Below are 13,724 nucleotides of genomic sequence, written 5' to 3'. Positions count from 1 at the left end.
GACAGGATCAAGAATGTGCCTATTGGGTTTTACTGCTTGAAATGCGTGTTTTTTGTCCCTATGGCGCCGCGCCTGCCCTGACTGGAGCCCTATTCATATGAGTACCGAAACGGCTTCGCGCCTCGAGATGACGCCCGACTGGCGCCCGTTGCGCCTGCAATCGCTTGTGCTGCTGCGCTGGCTGGCGATAGCAGGGCAGACCGTTGGCGTGTTTTTCGTTCATTTCGGCCTGGGCTTTCCGCTGCCCCTGCTCGAATGCATGACGCTGATCGCCCTGTCGGCGCTGCTCAATATCTTCCTTGTCTGGCGCTATGGCTCGCGCGCCAACCTCTCGCCGCGCTTTGCCGCGGTGTTGCTGGCCTGCGACCTCACCCAGCTCGGGGGCCTGCTTGCCCTGACAGGCGGGCTGCAGAACCCGTTCTCGCTGCTGCTGCTGGCGCCGGTCTCGGTATCGGCGACGACACTGCCGCAGCTCGAAACGCTCATCATTGCCCTGTTTGCGGCAGTTATCGCGTCAATCGTTGCCATGGTGCATATGCCACTGCCATGGGTTCCGGGGCACGAGCTGGCCTTTGACCGCGTTTTCGTCATTGGCATCTGGGTGGCCATCGTCTGTGGCATCGCCTTTATTTCCGCCTATACCAGCAAGGTCGCCAATGACTCGCGATTGATAGCCGACGCCCTGGCGGCGACCGAACTGGCCTTGTCACGCCGCGAACAGCTCTCCGCGCTCGACGGCATGGCGGCAGCGGCGGCCCATGAGCTGGGCACGCCGCTCTCGACCATCGCCCTTGCCGCCAAGGAAATGCGCGCCGATGTGGACGAGGGCAGCCAGCTGGCAGAGGACGTCGAACTGATCATCGCCCAGGCGGCGCGCTGCCGCGCCATCCTTGCCAAGCTGCGCAATCTGGGCGGCACCGACCCCACCGATCCCTTTGCCGAAGCTTCCCTGAGCGATGTGCTCGACGAAGTGGCGCGCCATCACGAAGGACGCGGCAAAGTCATTCTGTTCGACAGCCAGGGCGTCGCCGGTCCAGACCCGATCTTTCCGCGCAGTGTCGGCCTGCTCTATGGCCTCGGTAATCTGATCGAGAATGCCACCGATTTTGCTGTCCAGACCGTGCGCATCGAAACCAGTTGGGACGAGAGCCGTATTGTGGTGCTGATCACCGATGACGGCCCCGGCTTTGCCCCTGAACTCATCACCCGGCTGGGCGAGCCCTATCTGACCAGCCGCCCACGCGACCCGCAGGGCGCCGATGCGGACCAGCCGGGCGGGCTGGGCCTCGGCATCTTCATCGCCAAGACCCTGCTCGAGCGAACAGGGGCGAAATTGACCTTCAGCAATGAAAATGCAGATGGTCACGCACAGGTGCGGATCGTTTGGAGCCGTGACACCGTTGTCAAGCAATCCGCGACTCGGGTTTTGACGTAGAGGCCTCGACAGAATATGGAGAAGGCATGAGCACGATCGAAGACCTACTGGCCACAGATCCCAGCCTTTTGCTGGTCGATGACGACTTGGCTTTCCTCACCCGCCTTGAGCGCGCCATGGTGCGCCGGGGTTTTGACGTCCGAACGGCCTCCACCGTTGCCGCCGGGCTTGTCGCCGTTGGTGAAAAGCCACCCGCTTTCGCTGTCGTCGACCTCAGACTTGAAGATGGCAATGGCCTCGATGTGGTGTCCGCGCTGCATCAGAAGCGGCCGGATGCCCGCGCCGTGGTGCTGACCGGCTATGGCAACATCGCCACCGCGGTCACTGCCGTCAAACTCGGCGCCATGGACTATCTGTCCAAGCCCGCCGACGCCGACGACGTCATCAATGCGCTTCTGGCCACGGGCGAAGACAAGCCCGAGCCGCCGGAAAACCCCATGTCGGCCGATCGCGTCCGCTGGGAACATATCCAGCGCGTCTATGAATTGTGCGACCGCAATGTTTCCGAGACGGCACGCCGTCTCAACATGCACCGTCGCACCCTTCAGCGCATTCTCGCCAAGCGCGCGCCCCGCTGACCAGCGGGGCTCTCGACCCTTGGGCGCAGGCGCTCAGTCGAGCGCCATCAGCGTAGTGAATCCGCCAAAAATCATGCGTTGTCCGTCAAACGGTAGTGCCGGGAAGTTCGCCATTTCCGGGCCCTCCATCATGCGCTTCTGAATGATGTCCCGCGTCGCCTTGTCCGGATATTCGATCCAGGAAAAGACGATCACCTCGTCATCCTTGGCGCCGACCGCGCGTTGGAAATCGGTGTGCTCGCCCGTGGGCACGTCATCGCCCCAGTTCTCGACCACGCGCAGCGCACCCCATTTCAGGAACAGCTCTGCCGCCGCACGGGCATGGGCAATATAAAGCTCCTTGTTGGCACGCGGTACAGCCGCCACAAAGCCATCGACATAGGTCATCTCGTCTCTCCTCTTGCTGCGCGGGTGCTGCGACCCAGCGCTTGGAACAAGGACGAACGAGAAACTGCACTTTCGACACCACGGGGCAGCAGATCAGGCAGCCGTTAGAGCAGGCTGCGAGCTTGGCGCGTACAGTTGGGAGACGAAATTCCGGCGCTGAGTCCTGTCACAATCTCATCGCAATTGGCGCCCCGCGCCGCTTTCCACGTTATTCACACCGGGCGGATGAGGCGATTTCAGCGATTTCACAGATGTTTGATGAAACCGTTGCCCATCCGACACAATCTGGAACGTGGTTCCGCCGCCGCGCTGAATCCCGGCGGTGAATCGGAAAAATATTAATGGACAGAGATTCTCATTCTACAGCATCGATCAATTCAGACCCAATGGTTAATCAAGTAGACCCAAAACTGTGCGGCAAAGCTGCAACAGTGCCGGCGGCCGGGGGCATTTAGGGACAATCTGCCCTTATTCCCGACGCTAGGCCCCCTTACTCAGCGCTCATCGATAACTTCAGTGAGCATAGAGCATTGATCAGAAGAGCCGTTTCCGTCGCCTTGTGTGCGGCAGTTCTCGCCGTCACCGCGACTGCAGCCCATGCACAATGCGGTGGCGCATCCTGGTATGGCCCCGGCTTCCACGGCAAGAAGGCCGCATCGGGTGAGACCTTCAACGAAAACGCCATGACGGCGGCGCATCGTTCCCTTCCATTTGGCACCAAGCTGCGTGTCACCGACCAGAACTCTGGCAAGTCCATTCAGGTTGTCATCAATGACCGTGGTCCTTTCCACGGCAAGCGCATCATCGACCTCTCCAAGGCAGCTGCCTCGGAACTGGGTTTCCGCAATCGCGGCGTGACCTCGGTCTGCATCGAAAAGATGTAATCCTTCCAACGTCTCAACCGACGTTGCAGCCGCCCGTTTTCGGGCGGCTTTTTTGTGCACGGATCATTTCTGCCAGGTTTGGAGGCAAATTGGCCCCTCGTTAGTGCACAATTAGACGTTTGCGCCTAATATTCGCCGCGAGAGAAATCCAGACGCGTCGGGGGCTCGCAATGGATGCCTATGTCTATATTGCCGGGCCGGACGATGATCGCTGCGCCGCCCTGTTTGATCTGGTCAGTGGTATTGGCTTTACTGGCGTGTCGTCTTTCCGCGGCATCGCGCAGGTGTCCGAGCAGATCGCGCGCAACCCGATCTGCTTCATCCTTTGCTCATCCGTCGCCGACCCCAGGCAGTTGCGCGCGACTGCTGCAGCGGTGCGGTTCTGCGACCAGCCCAGCGTTCGCTTTTCGCCGCTGATCTATCTGACCGAGCATCCGTCGATCGAGACCACCATGGCCTGCGCCAACATGGGGTTCGATGACGTGGTTGCCCTGCCGCAGTCTCGCGCGCAATTGCGCGAGAGGCTCGAGCATCAGGTCGGGGAGATGAAGGTCTATTACGAGGCGAGCGGCTATTTCGGGCCTGATCGGCGCCGCAACACTGTGTCCAGGCGCGACGGCGCCGATGTGCGTCAGGGCGGGCCATTCCGCCGTTTTGAGCTGATCCGCGATGCCAGGTCCGGCATCTCTGTGATGCGTGAAGAGATGGGCCCGGCGGACGCCGCTGTGGCAACGTTGCAGGATCGTGCCCCACTGCGTGGTGTAACTGAGGCTTGGCCTCCACGCATATCCGGCTTGGCCGGGCTGGTCAGCGTGCGGGAACTGCCGGCAAGCTGACGAGGGGATCATCGCTCAACGGGGCGACGGATTCCAGCGTCATATATCTCGCCCGCTGAACCGCCCATTCATCGTTCTGTTCGAGCAGGATAGCGCCGACGAGGCGGATGATTGCGTCCTCGTTGGGGAAGATGCCCACGACCTCGGTCCGGCGCTTCACCTCGCCATTCACCCGTTCAATCGGGTTGTTGCTGTGCAACTTGGCCCGATGCTCCTTGGGGAAGCTCATGTAGGCGAGGACGTCGTGCTCGGCCTCATCCATGATGGTGGCAAGCTTGGGCACGCGAGGGCGGATTTGGTCGGCAACGGCGCGCCACTGGGTGCTGGCCGCCTCCGGCGTCTCCTGGGCGAAGGCCGTGGCGATAAAGGCACTGGCCACGCGGCGACCGCTCTTGCCGGCATGGGCGAGGACGTTACGCATGAAGTGAACGCGGCAGCGCTGCCATGTGGCGCAAAGCACCTTGGTGACGGCGGCCTTGATGCCCTCATGGGCATTGGAGATCACCAGCTTCACGCCTCGCAGGCCGCGGCGGGTCAGCTTGCGCAGAAACTCGGTCCAGATCGCCTCGGCTTCCGAGGTGCCGATCTCCATGCCCAACACCTCGCGCCGGCCATCGGCATTGACGCCCACGGCCATGATGGCGGCCACCGAGACGATGCGGCCGCCCCGGCGCACTTTGAGGTAGGTGGCGTCGATCCACAGGTAGGGCCAGTCGCCCTCGATCGGCCGCTCAAGGAAAGCCTTCACCCGACCATCGATCTCCTCGCACAGGCGGCTGACCTGGCTCTTTGAGATGCCGCTCATGCCCATGGCTTTGACCAGGTCGTCCACCGACCGGGTCGAGATGCCTTGGATATACGCCTCCTGGATCACCGCCGTCAGCGCCTTCTCGGCCAGCCGCCGAGGTTCCAGAAAGCCAGGGAAGTAGCTGCCCTTGCGAAGCTTGGGGATGCGCAGCTCGACCGTGCCGGCCCGGGTCTCCCAGTCCCGCTCGCGGTAGCCATTGCGCTGGACCCGCCGCTCGGCGCTCTTTTCGCCATAGCCGGCGCCAGTGGCGGCACCCACTTCCATTTCCATCAGCCGTTCGGCAGCAAAGCCAATCATCTCGCGCAGAATATCGGCGTCGGGGGCCTTCTCTACCAGCGAGCGCAGGTTCATCGAGTCGGTCATCGGTGGTCCTTCAGGTACAGGGTTGGCGTAAGCAACCAGACCTTACCGGAAATCCGTCGATGACCACCCAGCCGCTCGCTCGCTACGGCGCTCCTAATGGCGCGCTCGCGAGCGGCTTGACCACCTCAGTTACACCACGTCCCGGGACACGACCACGTTGCAATCGTTGGCATAAACCGGTCTACGACATGATGAGTACTATTTATTGGCGCGCCGAAATGCACTAGCGTCACGCGGTCTGACCAGTTTGAGCATTTCCCACCATGCGCTTCGGCATTGATATGCCGCCCCAGATGCGAATCTTTGGGGCGTTTTTCGTTTACTCCTTTTGCATGGGCAGCATCTTTCCGCGCCTGCCCGATATCCAGAGCGCCATGGGCGTCGGCGAGGGAGCGCTTGGACTGGCCCTTATCGGCTCGGCACTGGGCACCTTGATCTCGCTGACCTTTGCTGGGCGGATGGTCGAAGCGATCGGCTATCGGCGCGTGCTCCTCGCCGCCATCCCCCTGCTTTCGGTCGGCTATGCCCTGGCCAGTTGGGCCAATACGCCAGTAGCCTTCTTCCTGCTGCTGGTGCCGGTCGGCCTGACCATTGGCGCCATCGAAATCATCGTCAATGTCGAAGCGGACCGGGTTGAGCACGCTGTCGGCCGCCGGATCATGAGCCGGGCTCATGCTTTCTGGAGCCTTGGGTTCTTTGCTGCCGGGCTGGTCGGCTCTTTCATTGCCCAGACCGGCCTCGAAGTGCATCTGCACCTCATGATCATGATCCCGGTGATCATCCTCGCCACGTTTCTGGTGCTGGGCCGGTTCGAACCGGCAGCCCATCGCGCCGGGACCAATTCTGAAGAAGCGCCGCGCCTGGCCAAGCCGACCATGTCGATCATGGCGCTGGTGGCCGTCTGTCTTTCAGCCATGCTGATGGAAGGCGCCGGGATCGACTGGTCTGCCATCTACATGCGCAACATCTTTGGCGCCGAGCCCTTCTGGGCGGGTCTCGCTGTGGCGACAGTCGCCGGTTCGCAGGGCGTAGCCCGCTTTTTCGCTGACAGCTTCGTTGAGCGGCTCGGCCCGGTCACCGTGGCGCGCTCGCTGCTGATCGTGCTGGGCGCTGGCGTGCTCTGCGCCTTCTTCGCTCCCGCTGCCTGGGTGGCCTATCTCGGCTTCGCCCTAATCGGCGTGGGCTCGAGCGCGCTCTTCCCGCTGGCCATGTCGGCCGCCGCGCAGCAGACTGACCGCCCCGCCGCCATCAACGTCGCGGCGCTGGCGCAGTTCTCCTTTACCGCCTTCCTTCTCGGACCGCCGCTGCTCGGCTATATCGGCGAGCACTTCGGCATCCAATGGGTGTTCGGCGTCGGCTTCCCGCTGGTGCTGCTTGGCCTTGCCACCGCCCATACACTTTCTCCCAAGCCCGCTCTGCGGGAGGTTACTCCATGATCGCTCCGCAGCATCGCATCTACGCCTCGTTCTTCCTGTTTGCTCTTACCACCGGCGCCCTCATGGCGCGCCTGCCCGATATCCAGGACCATTTCGGTATTTCCGAAGGCCAGTTGGGGCTGACCATGATCGGCATGGCCATCGGCTCGCTGATCTCGCTCACCTTCGGCCCTCCGGTCATCGAAAAGCTCGGCTTCCGCAAGACGGCGCTGATCACCGTTCTCGGGCCCTCGCTTCTGTTCGCGACCATTCCCTTCCTGCCGGCCGCGTCGGCCATGTTCGTCGTGCTGTTCTGCGCGGGGCTTCTGTCCGGTGCGCTCGAGATCAATCTCAATGTCGAGATTGACCGGCTGGAAATGCAGACCGGCAAGCGTTTCATGAACCGCGCCCACGGGTTCTGGAGCGTCGGCTTCTTCGTTACCGCGCTGTTCGGCGCCGTGATCCGCCAGTCCGGCATTTCGGCGGGTACGCATATGCTCGTCGTGGCCGGTTTTGTCGTGCTGGTGGCCGGCTATCTCCTCATCAGCGCAACCGAAGCGCCCAAGCCCGTCCGTGCCGAAGGCGAGGGCGAGCACCGCTTCGCCTTCCCCACGCGCAGTCTCCTGCCGCTCTGCCTCATCGGCTTTGCCGCCTTCCTCGTTGAGGGTGCCGGCATCGACTGGTCGGCCATCTACATGCGCAATGTCTTTGCCGTAGAGCCCTTTGTGGGCGGCATGGGGCTCACGCTCTTTGCCTTCTTCATGGCAGTGATGCGCCTCCTGGCCGATCCGATCGTTGCCCGCTACGGACCGCGCAATGTGGCCATGGTCATGCTGAGCTTTGCCAGCCTCGGCGCCCTCATGGTCGGCTTTGCCCCGTCTCCCGAGTTGGCGCTGGCTGGTTTTGCTCTCATGGGTGCAGGTTGCTCGGCAGTTTATCCGCTGGCTGTATCCGAAGCGGCACAGCGCACCGACCGCCCGGCCGCCGTCAACGTGGCGGCCATCGGCCAGGTGAGCTTCGTGGTCTTCTTCCTCGCGCCGCCGCTGTTGGGCTTCGTCGCCGAGTTCCTGGGCATTCGTATGTCCTATCTCATCTGCCTGCCGCTGCTTCTGGCCGGCCTCTGGGCCTCAAGCTTTGCCCTCGGCACGAAGAAGACCGAGACCCCGCATGGCATGGCGCCCGAACCACTTGGTCCCAATGGCTGAAGACCTGCCCCCCATTGTCGATCTCCGGCAGTCTGCCACGGCCCTGCGCGTCCAGCGCGGGGTCATGCGCATGCTGCGCGAGCGCCACGACATGGCCTGCTATGCCGAAGTGCCGCTCAGCAATGGCCGGCGCGCTGATGTGCTGGCGGTGGGGCCAAAAGGCGAGATCTGGATCATCGAGATCAAGTCGAGCCTCATCGATTTCCAGGTTGACCGAAAGTGGCTGGAATACCGGGAATTTTCCGACAAGTTCTTCTTTGCCAAGCCACCTGAGCTCGATGGCGAGATTTTCCCCGAGACCGAGGGGCTGATCGTGGCAGACGGACACGATGGCGCCATTCTGCGGGATAGCCCCGATACGCCGCTGGCGCCGGCGCGGCGCAAGGCGCTGATGCTCAAGCTCGCCCGGCTGGGCGCTGACCGTATCCATATCCTCATGGATCCTGGACCCCGATAATCTTGGCCACAGCACCAGCTCATTGGCGCGTCATCGCGCTTTTCTTCCTGCACGCGGTCGCCATCGGGGCGGTCCAGACGCGCATTGCCGATCTGCAACTGCTCAATGGGCTGAGCCCGGCACAGCTGGGCATCGTGCTGATGGGGCAGCCGCTGGGCGCCTTGCCCATGTTCCTCGTGTCGAGCGCCATCATCGAGCGGTTCGGCCCGCGTCGCGTGATGCTGTGGTTCATGCCCGTCGTGATTGTCTCCTCGGCGCTGGCAGGGATATTTCTCAACCCGGTCGCGCTTTTCATCCTTCTCATGATCAATGGCGTCGGCTTCTCGCTGACCAATGTTGCCATCAATGTCGAAGCGGATCGGCTTGAGTTCGCCGGTGGTCGCCGGATCATGAACACCTGCCACGGCGTGTGGAGTGTCGGTTTCCTGGTGACGGCGCTGCTCGGGGCGGTGATGCGTGGCCTCGATATCTCGCCGGCCTGGCATCTGGGCCTTCTGGCGCCGCTGGTGATCGGCGCGCTGCTGCTCGTGGTGCTGCCCATGCCGGTGAGCGTGCCGCGCCCGCACACTGGGGGCCCGGTGCGGCGCCTGGCCCTGCCGACGCTGGCAACACTCGGGCTCGTGGCTTTCGGGCTCGGAGCGGGGCTGACCGAGGGGGCGTCCCGCGCCTGGGCGATCATCTATCTGCGCGATAATTTCGCTGTCGCCGCCTGGGTTCAGTCCCTCGCCTTGCCAGCGCTGGTGGCGGCCATGGCGGTCTGCCGGCTCTGTGCCGACCGGGTTATCGACCGGTTCGGGCAGGTGCAGGTCGCCCGCATCCTCTCGGCCACGGCGATTGCAGGGCTGGTACTCGTTGTGTTCGCGCCCAATGCCTGGATCGGCATCTTTGCCTTTGCCCTCGTTGGCGTCGGCATCTGCGTTCTTTATCCGCTGATGCTGTCCGCCGCTGCCCGTCTCTCCGATAGGCCGGCCTCTCAGAACGTCTCCTCCGTGACCATGGTGTTTCAGCTGGTCAATCTGGGCGCCCCTGTCCTGATCGGCGCCGTTGCCGAGACCTTTGGGGTGCGCATGGCCTTTGCGCTTTTGATTCCACTGCTGGTCCTGACCTTCATCATGGCCGGCCGCCTCAGCGGCAGATCGGCATAAAAAATGAGCGATGGGAGTACCATCGCTCATGAGTCGGTCAGGGAGAGGAGGATGTGCGGGGATTACCCGCGGGGTTGAGGGACAATGCGAAGATAGGGCTTCAGTTCCGTCCAGCCGTCGGGATACTTGGCCTTGGCCGCCTCGTTGGAAACGGCTGGCACGATGATCACGTCCTCGCCGTCCTTCCAGTTCACCGGTGTCGCCACCTGGTGCTTGGCGGTCAGCTGCAGGCTGTCGATGACGCGCAGCACCTCATCGAAATTGCGGCCGGTGGAGGCCGGATATTCGATCTTGAGTTTGACCTTCTTGTCCGGCCCGACGACGAACACCGACCGTACGGTCAGCGTATTGTCGGCATTGGGGTGGATCATGTCGTAGAGACGGGCCACCTTGCCTTCGGTGTCGGCGAGCAGCGGGAAGTTCAGCGCCGCGCCCTGGGTTTCCTCGATATCCTTGGCCCAGCCGCCGTGATCTTCGAGCTTGTCGACCGAGAGGCCGAGAACCTTGACGCCGCGCTTTTCAAACTCGGGCTTGAGCTTTGCGGTATAGCCCAGTTCGGTGGTGCAGACCGGGGTGAAATTCTTGGGGTGGCTGAACAGCACGGCCCAGGAGCCGTCGATGTAATCATGGAAATGGATCGTGCCCTCGGTGGATTCGAGGGTGAAATCTGGGGCCGTATCGCCAATCAGGATCGACATACTCTATTCCTTGGCCGCAACGGGCGGCTCAACTCGTGTTCAGGAGGAGAATATCGTACTCACGCCAGCGGTTTGAAGCGGCAGAGTACGAAATGCTTTTGCCAACTTATCGGCTGCGCGGGCATGATTTTGCCCGCGCGCTGGCCGATGCAGCATGGCGCCGGGATGGCCTATTGCACCATGACCGAACCCTGGGTCGCTGCCGGGGTCGGCGCGCCATTGGTCCAGGTCACGTTCGGCCCGGTGAGAGGCACGACGGAGAGGCTCATCTTGCCCGAACCCTGCTGGAGCTGGCGGGCATGGCCGAGATAGATGAGAGAATTATTGGCGGCGTCGTAGATGCGGGTGACGCGCAGCGACTTCCAGATCAGCGAGCGACCCTCCTTGAAGATCTCCTCGCCACCGCCACGGGTGGCGATGTCCCCGACAGTGATGGGACCCACGGCCGAGCAATCGAGCGCCGAATAGGAGGGGTCCTCGAACCAGTTGCCCTGGCTGATGCGGTCGATAAAGGAGCGGTTGAAGAAAGCCAGATGGCAGACCACGCCCTCGACATCGGGATCGGCGACGGCTTCGATGGAAATGTCATTGCCGGTCCAGTCGACCCCGACGCTACCCACTTGCCGGTTATCGCCGCAGGCGACGAGAGCGAGGGCGGCAGTTGCAGCGACGGCAATCTTGGCAAAAAGCTTCATGAGGATCCTCCAGCACAGTGCAAGACATGGGGGCCGGAATGGCCAGACGCAAGAGTTAGCGGTTGTATCGGCGGTTCATGAACCTCTCGAGCCAGCGCACCAGCAGCGATAGCGAGATGGTCATGGTGAGGTAGAGGAACGCCACGACATTGTAGGTTTCAAAGAACAGGAAACTCGACGAGGCATGCAGCTTGCCCAATTGGGTGATGTCCTGCACCCCCAGGGCTGAGACCAGTGCGGAATCCTTGACCATGGAGACGAAATCATTGCCCAGCGGCGGCAGGATGGTGCGCAGCGCCTGTGGGAAAATGATCAGGCGGAAACAATGCCAGCGGCTGAGGCCCAGTGCCCGGGCCGCTTCGATCTGGCCGCGGTCCACCGCTTCGATGCCGGCGCGGAATATTTCGGCGATGAAGGCTGAATAGCAGATGGTGAGCGCAAGTATGGCGCGCCAGACGAAATCGAAGCCCCGGACCGTCGCGGGGGCCAGCCAGCCGAGCTCGATCAGCGGAGCGGCAACCCAGTTGAAGCCCGACACCAGAGCCGGAGCGCCAACAAAGGCGATGTAGAACAAGAAAACGAGGATCGGGATGCCGCGGATAACCTCCACGTAGAAGGTCGCGACCTCGCGCAGAACCCGGTTGCCCGAAGTGCGGGCCAGCGCAACGACCAGCCCAAGGATGGTCGCAGCGGCGAAGGCGAGGATGGTGACCCAGAGCGTTGTGACCACACCCGAGGACACGGATCGGAAGATGTTCTCATAGGTGCCGTCGGCCGTAATGGCCCAGAAGCCGAGCACGAACAGCAGGCCGATGGCGAGGAGCCACCAGGGCATGCGGGACAGGAGCGAAGGGCTGCGCGGCTTATAAGACATTGATGACCAGGTACTCGATCCAGGCAGGCTTGATAGCAAAACCCACTCCCCAAGGGGGAGTGGGCATAAGCGCACTCTAGACCGATCCCCGTGGCAGGGGGATTAATCGGCAGAATATTCGAAGAACCAGTACTTTGTCCGCTCTTCCAGCCAGCCCTCGGCCTCGAGCTGGGCGAGCGCGGCATTGAACGGCTCGACGAGGTCCGAACCGGGCGTCAGGATAAAGCCGAAGGGATCGGACTTGATCGGCTCGCCCGCCTGCTTGAACGCACCGGGATCGGCGCCGATATAGCCGGCCGACGCCGCCTCGTCGGCGATGACCGCATCCACGTCGCCGGCCTTGACCGCCTGAACCGCCGCGCCAAAATTGTCGAAGACTTTTACGCGCGGATTGGCTTCGTCGCCGTCAAGCACATCATAGATGGCGGTGTAGAACGAGGACGTTCCGGCCTGCGCACCAAACAGCAGATCTGCGTTGTCGGCAAAGCTTTCCGTACCGGTGATCCGGTCGTCATCGGCGCGGACGAGGAAATACTGCTCGACGGTGATGAAGGGCGCGGTGAAGTCGATCTGCTCCTCACGCTCGGCCGTGATGGTGATGCCATCGGCGCCAACATCGAACTGGCCGGTGCGGACGGCTTCGATCATTACGTCCCAGGCCGTGAGGTCCCATTCCACCGTGGCGTTGAGGCGCTTGGCGATCTCGTTGATGACATCATATTCGAGCCCGATGCCCTCGCCCGTCTCCGGATGGGCGAAGTTGAGCGGATAATAGGCGTTCTCGGTCACCGCGTGTATGACGCGACCGCCCAGATCGGGCAGGTCCTGCGCCGCCACCGGCAGGGCGGCAAGGAGCAGGGCGGCCGAGGCGCCGACGAGGCTTGCAGTCTTGAACATGATGTCCCCCGGACATTTTAAAAGCCGTGCCGGGAGACGAGGCCACCCGGCCGGGTTGGGAATGGATTTGAGTAAAATCAGGCGTCGATGACGTCGGCGTCGGGGCCGTTCTTCTTCAGCGATTCAATGGCGTTCTTGGCGGAGGCCTTCGAGGTATAGGTCTCGGTGCGGGCCATGGTCTCGCCATTGGAGGCAACAAAGCGCACGAAATGCTGGCCATCCTTGGAGGCGACGATCTCGAAGCGGTAGCCCGAACCGGTCTCTTCCTTGGAAAGATCAACGGTGATGGCGTCAGGCGCGTTCTTCTTCAGCGATTCGATGGCGTTCTTGGCAGACGCCTTCTGCTTGTAGTTTTCGGACCAGAAGATCTTCTCGGAATTATACGAGAAATCGAACTTGAACTGGTCGTTCGCCGCATCGGTGATGTTGAACTTGTGTGCCATGACGCTGGCCTCCGTGAGTTGATATGATGTGAGACTAGCGCAATGGCCGCAATTGGGAAGCCACTACGCCGTTGGCCGGCTGTCGGTCACTGACGCTTTCGGCGTGCTTCTTCAGGATCGACGAGCGCGGCGAGGATCTGGTCGACCATGTCGAGATCCTGCCGCTTGCCGGCCGCCTGTTGCTGCAGATCGACGAGGTAGGACGTCGTATAATAGAGCCGCCGCGCCAGCATGGTGGCGATGGCGAGGGAAAACTCCGGTCGGCTGTCGAGAAAGGTCAACGCATCGAGGATTTCGTAGGCGACCACTTCCGACAGCGCCCGCACGCTGGCCGAATGGGGCATGTCGAGCAGGACCGCCATTTCCCCGAAGATCGAGCCGGGCTCGTCGACATGGGTGACCTGGGTACGCTCGCGGATGATCTCGACTTCGCCCGCGACGAGGACAAAAATCTTGCCCAGCCGATCGCCCTCGGCGATCAGCATCTGGCCGGACTTGAAGCGGCGCTGCTCCAGCCCCCTGCAGTAATCGAGTATATCGGCCATCGTCAGGTCCTCATCCGCCACGCCAAGCCACACTAAATTAGTAGATCGGAGCGGCGCTG

Annotated in this window: 16 protein-coding genes and 1 pseudogene; 8 read left to right on the top strand and 9 right to left on the bottom strand. The window is 62.3% G+C overall.

Going from position 1 to position 13,724, the window contains the following annotated elements:
• Nucleotides 1–97 precede the first annotated feature (97 nt).
• A complete protein-coding gene (locus NYQ88_RS20680) occupies nucleotides 98–1,435 on the top strand; it encodes an ActS/PrrB/RegB family redox-sensitive histidine kinase (protein WP_275652936.1) in 1,338 nt (445 codons plus the stop codon).
• Nucleotides 1,436–1,461: 26 nt separating this feature from the next.
• A complete protein-coding gene (locus NYQ88_RS20675; protein ID WP_275652935.1) occupies nucleotides 1,462–2,013 on the top strand; it encodes an ActR/PrrA/RegA family redox response regulator transcription factor in 552 nt (183 codons plus the stop codon).
• 33 nt (nucleotides 2,014–2,046) lie between these two features.
• Here the strand turns inward: NYQ88_RS20675 and NYQ88_RS20670 are convergent, their stop codons facing one another.
• The gene (locus NYQ88_RS20670; protein WP_275652934.1) at nucleotides 2,047–2,400 is read right to left on the bottom strand and encodes a DUF1428 domain-containing protein; all 354 of its coding nucleotides are present in this window, start codon (nucleotides 2,398–2,400) and stop codon (nucleotides 2,047–2,049) included.
• A gap of 530 nt (nucleotides 2,401–2,930) precedes the next feature.
• Between NYQ88_RS20670 and NYQ88_RS20665 the strand changes: the two genes are divergently transcribed.
• Nucleotides 2,931–3,284 carry a septal ring lytic transglycosylase RlpA family protein gene (locus NYQ88_RS20665; protein WP_275652933.1) on the top strand — a complete coding sequence of 118 codons (354 nt, stop codon included), beginning with the start codon at nucleotides 2,931–2,933 and terminating at the stop codon, nucleotides 3,282–3,284.
• 170 nt (nucleotides 3,285–3,454) lie between these two features.
• Entirely contained in the window at nucleotides 3,455–4,120 is a 666-nt protein-coding gene (locus NYQ88_RS20660) for a hypothetical protein (protein ID WP_275652932.1), read from the top strand.
• Here the strand turns inward: NYQ88_RS20660 and NYQ88_RS20655 are convergent.
• On the bottom strand, nucleotides 4,092–5,291 hold the full coding sequence (locus NYQ88_RS20655; protein WP_275652931.1) for an IS256 family transposase: 1,200 nt from the start codon (nucleotides 5,289–5,291) through the stop codon (nucleotides 4,092–4,094). The two genes, NYQ88_RS20660 and NYQ88_RS20655, sit on opposite strands and share 29 nt — an antisense overlap.
• 263 nt (nucleotides 5,292–5,554) lie before the next feature.
• On the opposite strand from NYQ88_RS20655, the gene NYQ88_RS20650 reads away from it, so the two are divergent.
• From NYQ88_RS20650 to NYQ88_RS20635, 4 genes are read left to right on the top strand one after another with little or no spacing between them, the layout of a single operon-like run.
• Nucleotides 5,555–6,727 carry an MFS transporter gene (locus NYQ88_RS20650; protein WP_275652930.1) on the top strand — a complete coding sequence of 391 codons (1,173 nt, stop codon included), beginning with the start codon at nucleotides 5,555–5,557 and terminating at the stop codon, nucleotides 6,725–6,727.
• Complete coding sequence (locus tag NYQ88_RS20645) at nucleotides 6,724–7,911, top strand: MFS transporter (RefSeq protein ID WP_275652929.1); 1,188 nt, start codon at nucleotides 6,724–6,726, stop codon at nucleotides 7,909–7,911. The genes NYQ88_RS20650 and NYQ88_RS20645 overlap by 4 nt, the downstream gene beginning before the upstream one ends.
• Nucleotides 7,904–8,368 (top strand): MmcB family DNA repair protein, encoded by a 465-nt coding sequence (locus NYQ88_RS20640; protein ID WP_275652928.1) that lies wholly within the window; start codon nucleotides 7,904–7,906, stop codon nucleotides 8,366–8,368. Before NYQ88_RS20645 ends, NYQ88_RS20640 begins: the two co-directional genes overlap by 8 nt.
• A gap of 2 nt (nucleotides 8,369–8,370) precedes the next feature.
• Nucleotides 8,371–9,513, top strand: a complete 1,143-nt coding sequence (locus tag NYQ88_RS20635) for an MFS transporter (RefSeq protein ID WP_275652927.1) — start codon at nucleotides 8,371–8,373, stop codon at nucleotides 9,511–9,513.
• 62 nt (nucleotides 9,514–9,575) lie between these two features.
• Here NYQ88_RS20635 and NYQ88_RS20630 read toward each other — a convergent pair whose 3' ends face one another.
• From NYQ88_RS20630 to NYQ88_RS20600, 7 genes and pseudogenes are all read right to left on the bottom strand, one after another.
• Nucleotides 9,576–10,211 carry a peroxiredoxin gene (locus NYQ88_RS20630; RefSeq protein WP_275652926.1) on the bottom strand — a complete coding sequence of 212 codons (636 nt, stop codon included), beginning with the start codon at nucleotides 10,209–10,211 and terminating at the stop codon, nucleotides 9,576–9,578.
• Nucleotides 10,212–10,381: 170 nt separating this feature from the next.
• Nucleotides 10,382–10,906 carry a CreA family protein gene (locus NYQ88_RS20625; protein WP_275652925.1) on the bottom strand — a complete coding sequence of 175 codons (525 nt, stop codon included), beginning with the start codon at nucleotides 10,904–10,906 and terminating at the stop codon, nucleotides 10,382–10,384.
• 55 nt (nucleotides 10,907–10,961) lie between these two features.
• A complete protein-coding gene (locus NYQ88_RS20620) occupies nucleotides 10,962–11,780 on the bottom strand; it encodes an amino acid ABC transporter permease (protein WP_275652924.1) in 819 nt (272 codons plus the stop codon).
• Between the two features lie 102 nt (nucleotides 11,781–11,882).
• Nucleotides 11,883–12,677 (bottom strand): ABC transporter substrate-binding protein, encoded by a 795-nt coding sequence (locus tag NYQ88_RS20615; protein ID WP_275652923.1) that lies wholly within the window; start codon nucleotides 12,675–12,677, stop codon nucleotides 11,883–11,885.
• Nucleotides 12,678–12,754: 77 nt separating this feature from the next.
• Nucleotides 12,755–12,964: a DUF1508 domain-containing protein gene (locus NYQ88_RS20610; protein WP_275654970.1), complete on the bottom strand. Its 210-nt coding sequence runs from the start codon at nucleotides 12,962–12,964 to the stop codon at nucleotides 12,755–12,757.
• Nucleotides 12,965–13,120: pseudogene (locus NYQ88_RS20605) on the bottom strand (DUF1508 domain-containing protein); the annotation flags it as partial.
• Nucleotides 13,121–13,206: 86 nt separating this feature from the next.
• The gene (locus NYQ88_RS20600; protein ID WP_275652922.1) at nucleotides 13,207–13,665 is read right to left on the bottom strand and encodes a cyclic nucleotide-binding domain-containing protein; all 459 of its coding nucleotides are present in this window, start codon (nucleotides 13,663–13,665) and stop codon (nucleotides 13,207–13,209) included.
• Between the last annotated feature and the right edge of the window lie 59 nt (nucleotides 13,666–13,724).

Origin of the sequence: Devosia sp. SD17-2 (assembly GCF_029201565.1) — a bacterium.
Lineage (GTDB): Bacteria > Pseudomonadota > Alphaproteobacteria > Rhizobiales > Devosiaceae > Devosia.
Note: the sequence above shows the minus strand (reverse complement) of the source record. Positions and strands in the feature narration are given on the sequence as shown.

Excerpts from the sequence above, each read along its gene's own strand:
- NYQ88_RS20680 (WP_275652936.1), top strand. The coding sequence starts at position 98 with ATGAGTACCGAAACGGCTTCGCGCCTCGAGATGACGCCCGACTGGCGC.
- NYQ88_RS20675 (WP_275652935.1), top strand. The coding sequence starts at position 1,462 with ATGAGCACGATCGAAGACCTACTGGCCACAGATCCCAGCCTTTTGCTG.
- NYQ88_RS20670 (WP_275652934.1), bottom strand. The coding sequence starts at position 2,400 with ATGACCTATGTCGATGGCTTTGTGGCGGCTGTACCGCGTGCCAACAAG.
- NYQ88_RS20660 (WP_275652932.1), top strand. The coding sequence starts at position 3,455 with ATGGATGCCTATGTCTATATTGCCGGGCCGGACGATGATCGCTGCGCC.
- NYQ88_RS20655 (WP_275652931.1), bottom strand. The coding sequence starts at position 5,291 with ATGACCGACTCGATGAACCTGCGCTCGCTGGTAGAGAAGGCCCCCGAC.
- NYQ88_RS20650 (WP_275652930.1), top strand. The coding sequence starts at position 5,555 with ATGCGCTTCGGCATTGATATGCCGCCCCAGATGCGAATCTTTGGGGCG.
- NYQ88_RS20645 (WP_275652929.1), top strand. The coding sequence starts at position 6,724 with ATGATCGCTCCGCAGCATCGCATCTACGCCTCGTTCTTCCTGTTTGCT.
- NYQ88_RS20640 (WP_275652928.1), top strand. The coding sequence starts at position 7,904 with ATGGCTGAAGACCTGCCCCCCATTGTCGATCTCCGGCAGTCTGCCACG.
- NYQ88_RS20630 (WP_275652926.1), bottom strand. The coding sequence starts at position 10,211 with ATGTCGATCCTGATTGGCGATACGGCCCCAGATTTCACCCTCGAATCC.
- NYQ88_RS20625 (WP_275652925.1), bottom strand. The coding sequence starts at position 10,906 with ATGAAGCTTTTTGCCAAGATTGCCGTCGCTGCAACTGCCGCCCTCGCT.
- NYQ88_RS20620 (WP_275652924.1), bottom strand. The coding sequence starts at position 11,780 with ATGTCTTATAAGCCGCGCAGCCCTTCGCTCCTGTCCCGCATGCCCTGG.
- NYQ88_RS20615 (WP_275652923.1), bottom strand. The coding sequence starts at position 12,677 with ATGTTCAAGACTGCAAGCCTCGTCGGCGCCTCGGCCGCCCTGCTCCTT.
- NYQ88_RS20600 (WP_275652922.1), bottom strand. The coding sequence starts at position 13,665 with ATGGCCGATATACTCGATTACTGCAGGGGGCTGGAGCAGCGCCGCTTC.